Annotated in this window: 13 protein-coding genes and 2 tRNA genes (1 of these 15 only partly in view); 9 read left to right on the forward strand and 6 right to left on the reverse strand. The window is 49.1% G+C overall.

Features of this window, described 5'->3' with window-relative positions:
• The 3 genes from HMPREF3091_RS22670 to HMPREF3091_RS12255 form a co-directional block, all read left to right on the forward strand.
• A tRNA-Ser gene (locus HMPREF3091_RS22670) sits at positions 1-45 on the forward strand (it extends 61 nt beyond the left edge of the window).
• Between the two features lie 5 nt (positions 46-50).
• A tRNA-Thr gene (locus tag HMPREF3091_RS12250) sits at positions 51-126 on the forward strand.
• Between the two features lie 234 nt (positions 127-360).
• On the forward strand, positions 361-615 hold the full coding sequence (locus tag HMPREF3091_RS12255) for a hypothetical protein (RefSeq protein ID WP_004090023.1): 255 nt from the start codon (positions 361-363) through the stop codon (positions 613-615).
• A gap of 97 nt (positions 616-712) precedes the next feature.
• Here the strand turns inward: HMPREF3091_RS12255 and HMPREF3091_RS22675 are convergent, their stop codons facing one another.
• Positions 713-889: a hypothetical protein gene (locus tag HMPREF3091_RS22675; RefSeq protein WP_004090021.1), complete on the reverse strand. Its 177-nt coding sequence runs from the start codon at positions 887-889 to the stop codon at positions 713-715.
• Between the two features lie 243 nt (positions 890-1,132).
• On the opposite strand from HMPREF3091_RS22675, the gene HMPREF3091_RS12260 reads away from it, so the two are divergent.
• The 3 genes from HMPREF3091_RS12260 to HMPREF3091_RS12270 are packed head-to-tail and all read left to right on the forward strand — an operon-like array spanning position 1,133 to position 3,954.
• On the forward strand, positions 1,133-2,212 hold the full coding sequence (locus tag HMPREF3091_RS12260; RefSeq protein ID WP_070716138.1) for an ABC transporter substrate-binding protein: 1,080 nt from the start codon (positions 1,133-1,135) through the stop codon (positions 2,210-2,212).
• The gene (locus HMPREF3091_RS12265) at positions 2,196-3,200 is read left to right on the forward strand and encodes a FecCD family ABC transporter permease (protein ID WP_070716140.1); all 1,005 of its coding nucleotides are present in this window, start codon (positions 2,196-2,198) and stop codon (positions 3,198-3,200) included. Before HMPREF3091_RS12260 ends, HMPREF3091_RS12265 begins: the two co-directional genes overlap by 17 nt.
• The gene (locus HMPREF3091_RS12270) at positions 3,193-3,954 is read left to right on the forward strand and encodes an ABC transporter ATP-binding protein (RefSeq protein ID WP_070716142.1); all 762 of its coding nucleotides are present in this window, start codon (positions 3,193-3,195) and stop codon (positions 3,952-3,954) included. Before HMPREF3091_RS12265 ends, HMPREF3091_RS12270 begins: the two co-directional genes overlap by 8 nt.
• Here HMPREF3091_RS12270 and HMPREF3091_RS12275 read toward each other — a convergent pair.
• The 3 genes from HMPREF3091_RS12275 to kduI all read right to left on the reverse strand — a co-directional run bounded on the left by HMPREF3091_RS12275 (position 3,951) and on the right by kduI (position 6,583).
• Positions 3,951-4,688: a substrate-binding domain-containing protein gene (locus tag HMPREF3091_RS12275; protein ID WP_070716144.1), complete on the reverse strand. Its 738-nt coding sequence runs from the start codon at positions 4,686-4,688 to the stop codon at positions 3,951-3,953. The two genes, HMPREF3091_RS12270 and HMPREF3091_RS12275, sit on opposite strands and share 4 nt — an antisense overlap.
• Positions 4,689-4,919: 231 nt before the next feature.
• Positions 4,920-5,681, reverse strand: a complete 762-nt coding sequence (kduD, locus tag HMPREF3091_RS12280) for a 2-dehydro-3-deoxy-D-gluconate 5-dehydrogenase KduD (protein WP_004090015.1) — start codon at positions 5,679-5,681, stop codon at positions 4,920-4,922.
• A gap of 65 nt (positions 5,682-5,746) precedes the next feature.
• Positions 5,747-6,583: a 5-dehydro-4-deoxy-D-glucuronate isomerase gene (kduI, locus tag HMPREF3091_RS12285; RefSeq protein WP_070716145.1), complete on the reverse strand. Its 837-nt coding sequence runs from the start codon at positions 6,581-6,583 to the stop codon at positions 5,747-5,749.
• Between the two features lie 541 nt (positions 6,584-7,124).
• Here kduI and spy point away from each other — a divergent pair.
• The 3 genes from spy to HMPREF3091_RS12300 all read left to right on the forward strand — a co-directional run bounded on the left by spy (position 7,125) and on the right by HMPREF3091_RS12300 (position 11,773).
• The gene (gene spy / locus HMPREF3091_RS12290; RefSeq protein ID WP_035502314.1) at positions 7,125-7,634 is read left to right on the forward strand and encodes an ATP-independent periplasmic protein-refolding chaperone Spy; all 510 of its coding nucleotides are present in this window, start codon (positions 7,125-7,127) and stop codon (positions 7,632-7,634) included.
• A 298-nt stretch (positions 7,635-7,932) separates the two neighbouring features.
• A complete protein-coding gene (gene acnA, locus HMPREF3091_RS12295; protein ID WP_246839988.1) occupies positions 7,933-10,632 on the forward strand; it encodes an aconitate hydratase AcnA in 2,700 nt (899 codons plus the stop codon).
• Positions 10,633-10,915: 283 nt separating this feature from the next.
• Positions 10,916-11,773, forward strand: coding sequence for an ion transporter (locus HMPREF3091_RS12300; protein WP_070716148.1), 858 nt, complete (start codon positions 10,916-10,918; stop codon positions 11,771-11,773).
• A gap of 59 nt (positions 11,774-11,832) precedes the next feature.
• On the opposite strand, the gene HMPREF3091_RS12305 is transcribed toward HMPREF3091_RS12300, so the two are convergent.
• Both HMPREF3091_RS12305 and cls read right to left on the reverse strand, forming a co-directional pair.
• Positions 11,833-12,156, reverse strand: a complete 324-nt coding sequence (locus HMPREF3091_RS12305; RefSeq protein WP_035502449.1) for an HI1450 family dsDNA-mimic protein — start codon at positions 12,154-12,156, stop codon at positions 11,833-11,835.
• Positions 12,157-12,201: 45 nt separating this feature from the next.
• Positions 12,202-13,662 (reverse strand): cardiolipin synthase, encoded by a 1,461-nt coding sequence (cls, locus tag HMPREF3091_RS12310; RefSeq protein WP_004090002.1) that lies wholly within the window; start codon positions 13,660-13,662, stop codon positions 12,202-12,204.
• Positions 13,663-13,666 lie beyond the last annotated feature (4 nt).

Below are 13,666 nucleotides of genomic sequence, written 5' to 3' on the forward strand. Positions count from 1 at the left end.
TCGAGTGTAACAGCTCCTAGAGTTCGAATCTCTATCCTTCCGCCAAATTCGCCGACTTAGCTCAGTAGGTAGAGCAACTGACTTGTAATCAGTAGGTCACCAGTTCGATTCCGGTAGTCGGCACCATGAGTAAGAAAAAACCACCCACTGGGTGGTTTTTTTTCGCCTAAAATTTGCCATCCATTTTTTGTGACTTCTGTTTTGTCGGGCTTGGCGGTGATGGTTACACGTTTGTTAATTTAACCACCTGCTCTTTGTGAGCCACATCATAGTTTGGGGGTTATCTCTTTGGCTAATGCGGATGTGATGGGGATAATTAACTGAGTATTAAATTATTAAATCACGTTATGGAAGAGTCGTATGTGTATTTGTGATATCAGCGTTGAAGATACCTTTATACGTCTGCCGTTATCGCCAACGGCTGCATGGATGCTCGATCGTCAGGCAACCCGTGCACTGGGATGGCGTCGTTTTCTTAAACCTAAACGTGATCAAAAGCTGATGAGCTGGCGTTTAACGCCGCTGAAAGATCGTTATGAAGTGCGGTTCTCACCGAATCGACAGCCTGAGCTCTGGATGTTTAGCGCCGAAAATGCCTTACGCAAGCGTCTTTAGCTCGCGTTGAGGGATTGCGCCAAACCGCGTAGGCCACGATCGCGGTTTGGCTCGTATTCTCTAGCCCCCATCTTCCAGCCTTTATCCTTTCTTGAGATTATTGCTTCCCTTGAGATAATTTCGCTTCCTCTTCGCTGTAAGGTGCCATGATATCTTGCAAGATTTTTAGCCGTTGTTCTGGCGTTAGGTAGAATAAGCCAAGCAATTTATGTGGCTGACGTTCCTGCTGATAGCTCTCTTTAAGCTGATTTAAAAAACCATAGATCTGTTTCATATTTAACCTCCTGCTGGTGACAAATCCATCGTAGGATGTTTAAACATGAACTAAAACTGAACAAATTATTTTTGTTGTTCATGTTTTATATATCTATGAATCATCATGTTTTTATTACTATTGGCCGTTCTCGTCAGTCAGACGGTGTGAGGGGTATAAGCCCCTTAACACCATAGAGGAACTTGTTTGGCATAGGCAAAACGTTATATAGTTTTGTATATAACACAACTTAAGCCACTCATTATGAATCTTTCTACACTCAAGCTGAGCTATGCGGCTATCGCAGGCGCATCTCTTCTATTCGTCTCTTTTTCATCTCTTGCCGACCGTACCGTCACTGACCAACTTGGCCGTCAGGTTACGATCCCTGATAGGGTAAATCGTGTCGTTGTTCTACAACATCAAACGTTGAACCTACTGGTACAGCTTGATGCGGCAGATGACATCGTGGGTGTTTTATCCAGTTGGAAAAAACAGCTTGGCCCTGAGTTTGAACGTTTTTCTCCGCGCTTGGCGACAATGCCAATGCCGGGCGATCTGACACAGGTAAATTTAGAAAGCCTGCTAGCTGAACATCCTCAAGTTGTTTTTGTGGCGAACTATGCGCCGCCTGAAATGATCAGGCAGATTGAGAAAGCAGGGATCCCCGTAGTCGCAATTTCGCTGCGTCGTGATGCCCAAAGCGAAAAGGGCAAACTTAACCCTCAGATGAACGATGAAGAGCAGGCGTATAACTTAGGGCTGCAAGAGGGGATTCGTTTGATCGCTAAAGTGGTAAATCGTGAACCACAGGGCGAAGCGTTGATTGATTACGCCTTCAAGCAACGAGAGACGGTGGGAGTGCGTCTGAAGGATATTCCCGTCGACCAGCGCATGCGCGTTTATATGGCGAACCCCGATCTAACAACTTACGGCTCGGGAAAATATACCGGATTGATGATGCAGCACGCAGGGGCGATAAACGTTGCGGCGGCCAGTATCAAAGGCTATAAGCAGGTTTCAATGGAACAGGTTTTATCTTGGAATCCGCAGGTTATCTTCGTGCAGGATCGCTATCCAGATGAAGTGGCTAAAATTACTCACGATCCTGCTTGGCAGGGCATTGACGCGGTTAAAAATAAGCGTGTTTATCTGATGCCAGAATACGCGAAGGCGTGGGGGTATCCAATGCCGGAAGCATTGGCTATCGGTGAGCTTTGGATGGCGAAACAGCTCTACCCGCAGCGTTTTCAAGACATTGATATGAATAAAGCCGCGAATGATTACTACCAGCGTTTTTATCGCACAGGCTGGACACCAGATTCGCATGCCTCCGTTCAGTAATCGCTACATGCATTGGCTATTCCCTATGGCGACATTGATTGTCGCCTTCTTTTCGCTTGGCGTCGGCCAATTTGCTATTTCACCGATAGAGGTTTGGCACGCGCTGCTGGCACCTATGCAGACCGATCGGTTGGCGGAGCAAATTATCTGGACGGTCAGGATGCCGCGCATTCTGATGGCCTGTGGTGCGGGAGGCGCGCTGGCGCTGTGCGGTGCGTGTTTGCAGGGAGTATTTCATAATCCACTGGTTGACCCTCACATTATTGGCGTTAGTGCGGGAGCGGCCTTTGGCGGCACGTTGGCAATTCTGCTCGGGTTTTCGCCATGGCTGCTGATGAGTTCGACCTTTGCATTCGGCCTGTTAGCTCTAGCGTTGGTCTATGCCATTGCTTCAGCGCTGGGCAAAGAGAATCGCCTGATGCTCATTCTCTCCGGCATTATTCTCAGCGGCTTTTTCTCCGCGTTGGTTAGCCTGCTGCAATATATGGCTGATACCGAAGAGAAGTTACCGAGCATTGTATTCTGGCTATTGGGCAGCTTTGCAACGGCTAATTGGCATAAGTTGTTGATGATGGCGATACCGCTGGCAATCGCCTGTTTTTTGTTATTTCGACTGCGTTGGCGCATCAATATTTTATCTCTCGGTGACGCTGATGCGCGCACCTTGGGGGTATCCGTGGTGGGCTTGCGTCGTTTGGTATTGCTGTTATGTGCTTTGTTAGTGGCGGCACAGGTGGCAGTAAGCGGTGGAATCGGTTGGATCGGCTTAGTGATTCCGCATCTTGCTCGTCTATTGGTGGGGGCGGACCATCGGCGATTACTCCCCGCCGCGTTTTGGCTGGGCGGTGGTTTTATGGTGTTGATTGATGATGTTGCCCGCACGCTGAGCCAGGCTGAAATTCCTTTGGGAATCATTACGGCCTTAATTGGTGCTCCGCTGTTTGCACTGTTGCTCATCCGCTCGCGGAGGCTCTCTCATCGTGACTAATGTGGCATTAAGCGTTGATGGGCTAACGTTCGGCTATCGGAATGCGTTGTATACACCGCTGAGCTTTGATTGCCGGCGGGGTGAGGTATGCGCCATTCTTGGCGCTAATGGACGAGGAAAAACCTCGTTGCTGAATACGCTAACCGGCGTATTGCCTTTGCTATCAGGTAAAATTTCCCGTGACGCACCGATAGGTTTTGTCGCGCAATCTTTCTCAACGGCTTTTGCTTATCGGGTTGTCGATATTGTGCTGATGGGGCGGGTGAACTCTATCGGATTGTTACAGCAGCCAACGCGTAAAGATGAAGCTATCGCACAGGAAGCACTGCGAACGTTGGGCATTGAGCATCTGGCTGAATGCGGTTTCCAGATGCTATCGGGCGGACAGCGACAGTTAGTCATGATTGCGCGAGCCTTAGCCACCGGTTGCGAAATGCTCATACTCGATGAACCCACGTCGGCGTTAGATCTGTTTAATCAGCAGGCGGTTTTGCGGTTGATTCGTCAGCTAGCGCAAGAGCGCCAGATAAGTGTGTTGTTTACGACCCACGATCCGGCGCATGCACATCTGGTGGCGCAAAGATGCCTGATGTTATTGGATGGCAAACGCTGGGCTTATGGCGCCACACAGGAGATGCTTACTGAAGCAAATTTGCTGATGGCATATGGTGTTAGAGTGGCGCGCGCGTCTGTGTTATCGGAGGGGCGCTCATATGAGGTGCTCACTCCGCTGTTTGATATTCCTCATGATTAGCGTGCTGAAAAACCTGCGTTAATGAATTGCTGCTGAATGGGTGGTGATAATAGGTACTCCGCTAACGGCCGAGCGTTTTCATCACGCAGTGCCAATGCATAAGTAGCAAAAACATTGTCAGCATCAGGAATATTGACGACCGCAACGGTCTGATTATTCCGTAGCCACTGAGCATAATGCGCATAACCGACGAAAACATCTGCCAAACCTTGTTGAATGAGCCAGCCAGAGGCAATTTCATTTGGCGGAACCTGTAGGCTATCTATTCCTCCCACCAGCTTTAGTGCTCGTTGCTTCAATGATTCTCCTGCGTGAGGACGAAGCGTTTCGACGCGATCAAACAACTGCCACGTATAGTCACCGGAGGGATCACAGCCAGGAGTTGATGTGCCGATGCGAAGCTGTGTATTGGTGAGAAGTTCCAGCCAACTGTCTGACTCGCTGTTCATGCATGTGCGCCTAGCGGTAAGGCAGAGCCGATTACGCAGAAAGGGCATTATGCTTTGCGCCAGTCTCTGCTCTTGTAGTTTCTGCGGATGTTGCAGGTTAGCTGAGGCAAACAGATCCCACGATGCACCGCGCTCGATTTGCTCGCGCAACAGACCTGCGGGGCCAAACTGCACATGAATATTGACGCCAAATTGCTGGCTAAATTGGGTTAGATGCGGGGAAAGTGCTTTCCGCAAGCTACCGGCGGCGAGCACATTTAGAGATTGAGTTTGGGTTTTCACCATGACACCACGCGATATTAACGATTAAACGTTATATAAAATTTTATATAGAGTGAGGAACGTTACGGCGGGAGCGTCGATCTGTCAATGCGCGGGTGATATAACCCCATCATACTTTAGGTTGTAGGTCGTTGGCTGCACTCACTGACTCCAGCCACTGGATGTAATAGTCATCCGAGAAGGGAAAGCTACGCTGACCGGGTATCAGCGTAGCGGGATAGGTCGAGGTACTGATTAACGCGCTAACCAACCGCCATCGACGGCGATGGTATAGCCATTAATATAGTCGGATGCTGGTGATGCCAAGAACACCGCAGGCCCCATCAGATCCTCTGGCAAACCCCAGCGGCCAGCAGGGATTCGGCCAAGAATTTCTTCGCTTCGCGCTTCGTCGGCACGCAGTTGCTGGGTGTTGTTGGTGGCCATGTAGCCCGGAGCAATCGCGTTGACGTTGATTTTATGTTTCGCCCATTCGTTGGCGAGCAGACGAGTGACGCCCATCACCGCACTTTTAGACGCGGTATAAGACGGCACCCGAATACCACCTTGGAAAGAGAGCATGGAAGCAATGTTAATGATCTTGCCGCCTTTTCCCTGTGCAATAAATTGGTGTGCAACGGCCTGAGACATAAAGAACACGGTCTTAATGTTCAGATTCATCACATCATCCCAATCCTTCTCGCTGAACTCTAAAGCATCCTGACGGCGGATGATTCCGGCGTTGTTGACCAGAATATCGATATGGCCAAATTCAGTAGAAGCGCGTTTCACTACATCAGGAATGACAGACGTGTCGCGTAGATCGGCGGTTAAGCTTAAGAAACGGCGACCAAGAGCGGTGATCTTTTCGATGGTTTCGGTAGGTTCAACAATATTAACACCGACGATGTCACAACCGGCCTGTGCTAAACCAACCGCCATACCCTGACCTAAACCCGTGTCACAACCGGTGACCAGTGCAACTTTACCCTGTAGTGAGAATGCGTCAAGAATCATGTTTTATATCCTTAAACAGCGGCCAGCCAGCGTTGGCTAACCGCAAAAGATGAAGTGTTAATGGGTTAGCGAATGTCTTTTACCGCGACGTGATCCATATCGTCGAAGACCTGATTTTCACCGACCATGCCCCAGATAAAGGTATAGGCCTTGGTGCCCACGCCTGAGTGAATTGACCAGCTAGGTGAAATCACGGCTTGTTCGTTATGCATCACAATGTGCCGAGTTTCCTGCGGCTGTCCCATCATGTGGAAAACACAGGAGTCATCGTCCATGTTGAAGTAGAAATAGACTTCCATGCGGCGTTCGTGGGTGTGGCATGGCATGGTGTTCCATAGGTTGCCTTCAGCCAGCTCGGTGAGCCCCATTGATAGCTGGCAGGTTTGCAGTACATCAGGAACCATATATTTATTGATGGTACGACGGTTGCTGGTTTTTGAATCGCCCAGCGTTTGTGGTGATGCGTCGACAGGCGTGATCTTTTTGGTCGGATAGGTGGTATGTGCCGGTGCGCAGTTGTAATAGAACTTGGCGGGCTGATTTGTGTTTACGCTAGCAAAAACAATGTCACGAGCGCCTTTACCCACGTAAAGCGCTTCGCGGTGGCCAATTTCAAAACACTCACCGTCGATGGTAATGGTGCCTGGGCCGCCAATATTAATAACGCCTAATTCACGGCGCTCCAGAAAATAGCTCACGCCTAACTGTTTGCCTACTTCGGCGCCGATAGTGACGGTTTTCTGCACCGGCATGACGCCACCGACGATAATACGGTCGATATGGCTGTAAACCATGGTGTATTGGTCTGCATCGAAAATAGTCTCAACTAAAAACTCGCGGCGCAGGCCGTCAGTGTCGAGTTGTTTGGCATGATCGCTGTGGATGCTTTGGCGGACTTCCATCTTTCACCTCGTCGGTTATTCGTTTGAGTAGTTATTTGGCATGAACAGAAAGGTTTTCTATCCCTGTCGATGTATGCATGGTAGATCCTTACGCCGTGCAATTCAATACAAAATGAAACGCTGTTTTGTTTTTATAGGTTTCATGTTGCGAATTTGGCTAGCAGATCACAGACCTTAGGCGAGCGACTGTGATGAATCATGCTGTTGGCTGAGCAAAACAGAGGTTATAGAGACTGAACCAATAAAGCGCAGAGGGTAAGCGAAGCGTTAATAATAATGTTTGCTGGAATAAATGGGGCCAATTTGCTATTTTAGGCATAATCTTACCGCTGAGTTTAAAATAAACCCACAATCTCCACACTCTCTTCATAATTGCCTGTTTTTTGATTTTTCTCCTTTCATTAATTTACTCAGCGTGTAACTACTATATATTTAGACCTATAGACTTAATTCCATCAACACAGTGAACACATTGTTGGAACGACACATCGTTAACACGACAAATTGTTAGAACGAACACATTATTTGAGGAATGGTTACTATGCGTAAATTAACAGCTTTAATGTTGGCTTCATCTTTGGCTCTGGGCGCTTCAATGGCAAACGCAGCGGAAACGACCGCACCAGCGGCTCCTGCTGCAACGCAGGATAATGCGGCTGCGCCAACGATGATGCATCATCAGATGGGCATGAAAGGTCCTCATCGTGGTGGCATGTTTGAAGGTTTGAAACTGACGGATCAGCAGCGTGAACAGATGAAAACCATCGCTAAAGAGTTCCGCTCCGAGCATAAAAAGCCAATGATGGGCGATCACTTCAAAGAAATGCACAAGCTGGTGGCGAGTGATAAATTTGACGAAAGCGCTGCTCGTGCACAAATCGAAGCGAACAATAAAGAACGCAACGATATGATGCTGGAACGCATGAAGATGGAAAACAAAATGTATAATGTTCTGACGCCAGAACAGAAGAAAGAATTTAATCAGAACTTCGAAAAACGCATCGAAAAAATGCAACAGCGCCATGCCGCGATGGTTGCCGCTGAGCAATAACCGATAAGATTCGAATCGAATAAATATAGCCTCCCGCGTGGAGGCTTTTTTATTTCCCACTCTTATTTTCTGTAAGAAATATTCTTCTCCCACTTCACGCGTCGTTATTGGTTTACATCATCTATCGCATTAACTGCTTAATGTTACTAAAACGTTACCATCTCTTTGTGTTATCTTTAAAGGTAGCCACAACGTTATCAGGAGATTGCCGCTGGTTGTGTTTGTTCCAAGACGCTGCATGAGCAGCGCGCACACGGCCAGCCGGTATCGCTTTAAGCATAATAAGGAAGGAGGAGCTATGTCATCCGATGTGCAAAATCGTCTGAATCAGCAACATCTTGCCCAGCAGTGTGAAAAAACACTGAGCGCCCTGAATACCGAATACCACTACTACAGTTTGCCCGAGCTGGAAAAACATCTTGGCGATATCAGCCGCTTACCCAAATCCATGAAAGTGCTGCTTGAGAATCTATTGCGTCATCTCGATGGCGACAGCGTGGTTCAGGATGATTTGCAGGCAATCGCAGATTGGATAAAAACGGGACATGCCGATCGAGAAATCGCCTATCGTCCAGCGCGTGTGTTAATGCAAGATTTCACCGGTGTACCCGCCGTCGTCGATTTAGCCGCGATGCGCGAAGCCGTGCTGCGCCTTGGTGGCAACGTTGAGCAGGTTAACCCGTTGTCGCCTGTTGATCTCGTTATCGACCATTCGGTTACCGTAGATCACTTTGGCAGTGAGCAGGCGTTTGGCGAAAACGTCGAGCTTGAGATGGAACGCAACCATGAGCGCTACATTTTCCTGCGTTGGGGGCAAAAAGCCTTTGACCGCTTCCGCGTTGTGCCGCCGGGTACTGGCATTTGCCATCAGGTTAACTTGGAATATCTGGGGCAGACGGTATGGCATGAAGATGTTAACGGTCAGCGCGTGGCTTATCCCGACACCCTAGTTGGCACCGACTCTCACACCACCATGATTAACGGCCTTGGCGTATTAGGCTGGGGGGTAGGAGGGATAGAGGCGGAAGCCGCTATGCTGGGACAACCAGTATCGATGCTGATCCCTGATGTGGTTGGATTCAAGCTGACTGGCAAACTGCGAGAGGGGATCACCGCAACTGATTTGGTGCTGACGGTGACACAAATGCTGCGTAAGCACGGTGTCGTCGGCAAATTTGTTGAATTTTATGGGGATGGTTTAGCCGATCTCCCCTTGGCTGACCGCGCGACTATCGGCAACATGTCACCGGAATTTGGCGCGACCTGTGGCTTTTTCCCTGTTGATGAGGTGACGTTGAGCTACATGCGTCTGAGTGGGCGAAGCGAAGAGCAAATTGCGTTGGTTGAAGCTTATTGCAAAGCGCAGGGACTGTGGCGAAATGCGGGAGATGAACCGGTATTTACTAGCACTCTGTCTTTGGATATGAGCACTGTTGAATCGAGTTTAGCAGGACCGAAGCGCCCACAGGATCGTGTGCCGTTACCTAAGGTACCACAGGCGTTTCAGGCTGCGACCGAACTAGAACTGACCAGCCAGAAAAACCGCGTTGAATTTGAAGAATTCACGCTGGTGGGTAAAAAGCACCAACTGGAGCAGGGCGCGGTGGTGATTGCTGCGATTACGTCCTGTACCAATACCTCGAACCCAAGCGTTTTGATGGCTGCCGGATTGTTGGCAAAAAAAGCGGTGGAAAAAGGGCTTGTACGTAAGCCATGGGTAAAAACCTCGCTGGCACCGGGATCTAAAGTTGTCACCGACTACCTGAATGCCGCAGGGCTGACCCCTTATCTTGAACAGTTAGGTTTCAATCTTGTGGGTTATGGATGCACCACCTGTATAGGCAACTCAGGCCCGTTGCCGGAACCGATTGAAACCGCGATCAAAGCGGGCGATCTGACCGTGGGCGCGGTGCTTTCTGGAAACCGTAACTTCGAGGGGCGAATTCATCCTTTAGTTAAAACCAACTGGCTAGCCTCTCCACCGCTAGTGGTCGCCTATGCGCTGGCTGGCAATATGAAGGTGAATCTGTCTGCTGACTCGTTAGGTCATGATCAACAGGGTAACGCCGTTTATCTGAAAGATATCTGGCCAACCGGCCAAGAAATTGCCAACGCGGTAGAAATGGTCAAAACCGACATGTTCCGCAAAGAGTATACGCAGGTCTTTGACGGTGATGCCGTTTGGCAAGGGATTCAGGTCAAAGGCTCTGCGACCTATGATTGGCAGGAAGATTCTACCTATATCCGCCATCCGCCATTTTTCAGCACGATGCAGACGGAACCTGAGGCGGTGAAAGATATTCACGGTGCGCGTTTGCTGGCAATGCTGGGGGATTCTGTGACCACCGACCATATTTCTCCAGCGGGCAATATCAAAGCTGAGAGTCCTGCCGGGCGCTATCTGCTGGGGCATGGCGTTGAACGTAAAGATTTCAACTCCTACGGTTCACGGCGTGGTAACCATGAGGTGATGATGCGCGGCACCTTCGCGAATATCCGTATCCGCAACGAAATGGTTCCTGGCGTGGAAGGGGGCGTGACTCGACACATTCCTACCCAACAGCAGATGGCGATTTATGATGCGGCGATGCAGTATCAGGACGAAGGCGTGCCGCTTGCGGTGATTGCGGGTAAAGAGTATGGCTCAGGATCGAGCCGTGACTGGGCCGCCAAGGGGCCGCGTTTGCTTGGGGTCCGCGTGGTGATTGCTGAATCATTCGAGCGTATTCACCGGTCAAACCTGATTGGTATGGGGATTCTGCCGTTGGAGTTTCCACAAGGGGTTACACGCAAAACGTTAAACCTGACGGGGGATGAAACATTAGATATCAGCGGACTGCAGCAGCTCACGACGGGGCAAACCGTTAATGTCACCATCACCTACGCGGATGGGCATAGTGAAGTGATCCCGACTCGTTGTCGTATTGATACCAGTAACGAACTCACTTATTACCGTAATGATGGGATCTTGCACTATGTCATTAGAAAAATGCTGTAGCGAGAACGAAAGGGCGTAAATTCAACCTGCGTATTTTGAGGTGTCTCAATGCCGCTATCATTTCTGATAGCGGCATTATTTCAATATGCGCCCAGATTTTTGGCGCAGTCAGACTGCGGGGGCGAATGTTTGACGTGTTAGAGATAGGATTTTGGGACTCGCAGGTAGGGCATCCTTTTCTTTAAACGTTACTATTAGTCACACAAATATAAGGACACGATACGATGTCCAAATGATAAAGTGCTAGATAGCGGTTTGGCATTTTTATTTTTCTGAGGTCAGCATGACAGATATTAGAAAGAGTACTTGGCGTCAGAAGATATATAGCTGTTTATTTGATATCCACACACGTTCAGGCCGAAAGATGGAGTTCTTTTGGATTTTTATGGCGATCGCCAGTGTGGTGTTGGTATTTATCGAATCGGGCGATCCCCAGTCATTACGTCCACTGGTTGAGCGTGAAAATATCTACCTGAAACTAGAGGTGTTTTTTACCGTTATTTTCTCTCTTGAATATTTTCTACGGTTGTTCTCAACGCCAAAAGAGAAAACCTACGCGTTTAGCTTTTTGGGTATTATTGATTTACTGACCACGTTGCCGCTCTATATTTTTCTCTTCTTCCCCGCTCTGGCGTGGGAGTACGTGGTGGTTATTCGGCTACTACGCGTGCTGAGAGTATTGCGTATATTCAAGATGCTGCGTTATATCGGTTCTGCGTCGCTACTGTGGGATAGCATTATTAGCGTACGTAAAAAACTGTTGGTATTTTTTACCTTTGTGATGATTTTGCTGTGCTTATTTGGCGGCGTGATGTATGTCATTGAAGGCCCAGAGCACGGATTTACCAGCTTGCCCATTTCGGTCTATTGGGCCGTGGTGACGATGACGACGGTTGGCTATGGTGATATTACGCCACACACTCCGGCTGGACGAATTTTAGCCTCAATGCTCATTTTGATTGGCTACTCAATAATTGCTATTCCGACCGGGGTTTTAACGGCCCATATGACTGAGGTTTTGCAGCGTCAACGCCATGTCCGACGCTGTGAGTATTGCCACAAATCAGGACACGATGACGAAGCACAGTTCTGTAAACATTGCGGCCATCCTCTCAGTGCTCATTCGCATTCTGATCGTTGAAACAAAAACGCACAGCCTAAGCTGTGCGTTTTATCTTCATAGCAATATTGAGTGAAAAATTACTCTTTCCACAAAATATGACAAAGCTTGTGGTCTTTCTCGCGGCAAATCAGCACGCGGGCAAACACGTCAGTAATATCTTCGGATTCACCATCGGTTAAGCCGATCACGACTTCGACAAAGAAATCAGGGTTCAAGTCGAAATCAACGTGATCTTTCCAGTCTTCGGCAGGGTCGAAGAGCTCAGCCGCTCCGCGCTCTTCAAACTGCAGATTAAATAGAATGACATCAGCAGGGTCGAGATTATCGACAGCCAGCTCAAGGAAAATATCATAGGCCTGATCTAAGGCTTCATCTTCAGTCAGGCGGTTATCTAAATCCATCATAGGAGTATCCCATCTATCTTGTAAGCATTTTAGCCAAGCTATTTACAGCAATGGGCTGAAAAAGTAAAACAGTCGTTCGACCACACGCTGCCATAATGGGCGTTTTAGCCATTCTGCTTGATCAAGCAGGGTAGAACGAGCGATATAGTCATCTTGTACGCAAGCTAAATCAGCGCCGAAGCCATCGTCGTCGATCACCAACGTGATCTCGAAGTTTAGCCAGAGGCTACGCATATCGAGGTTAACCGTCCCCACCAGACTAAGCTGTCCATCAACCAGAACACTCTTGGTGTGCAGAAGCCCGCCCTCAAATTGATAGATTTTCACTCCGGCTTCGAGCAGTTCCGCAAAGAACGAGCGGCTTGCCCAACCGACCATCATCGAGTCGTTTTTCTTCGGTACGATAATGGAGACATCGACGCCACGCTGCGCCGCTGTGCAAATAGCATGTAGCAAATCATCGCTTGGCACGAAATAAGGCGTTGTCATAATGAGCTGTTCACGCGCGGAATAAACCGAGGTTAACAACGCCTGATGGATCAGCTCGTCAGGAAAACCGGGGCCGGAGGCGATAACCTGAATGGTGTGCCCAGACTCCTCTTCAAACGGCAGCGAATGATATTCGGGCTCGGGAGGAAGAATTCGCTTACCGGTTTCAATTTCCCAGTCACAGGAGAAAATTATCCCCATGGTTGTCGCAACGGGGCCTTCCATGCGCGCCATGACGTCAATCCATTGACCCACACCTGCATCCTGTTTAAAGAAACGTGGGTCGACTAAGTTCATGCTGCCGGTATAGGCAATAAAGTTATCAATCAACACCACTTTACGGTGCTGGCGTAAATCCATACGGCGCAAGAACACACGCATAAGATTCACCTTTAGCGCCTCAACGACTTCAACGCCGGCATTGCGCATCATTGCTGGATAAGGGCTACGGAAGAAGGTGACACTCCCTGCGGAGTCCAGCAGTAGGCGGCAGTGCACACCTCGTCTCGCCGCCGCCATTAGCGACTCAGCGACCTGATCGGCTAAACCGCCGGGCTGCCAGATATAGAACACCATCTCGATGTTGCTACGCGCTAGTTCAATATCGCGGATCAGCGCCTTTAGGGTGTCATCGCTGGTGGTCAGTAGTTGTAGCTGATTGCCTTTGACACCGGCAATCCCTTGGCGGCGTTCACAAAGCTGGAATAACGGCGTGGCGACTTCGCTGTTGCCCGTAGCAAAAATGGATTTACAGTTTTTCAGATCGGCAAGCCAATGTGCCGTCGAGGGCCACATCGCCTTGGCTCGCTCTGCGCGTCTTTTACCTAAGTGAAGTTCACCAAATGACAGATAGGCAATAATCCCTACCAGAGGCAGAATATAGATGATGAGCAACCAGGCCATGGCAGAAGGTACCGCGCGACGCTTCATCAGAATGCGAAGCGTCACGCTGGCAATGAGTAACCAATAGCCGAAAATTGCAAGCCAGCTAATCACGGTATAAAACGTTGTCATAAAG

The organism is Hafnia sp. HMSC23F03 (assembly GCF_001816025.1).
Taxonomy (GTDB): domain Bacteria; phylum Pseudomonadota; class Gammaproteobacteria; order Enterobacterales; family Enterobacteriaceae; genus Hafnia; species Hafnia paralvei.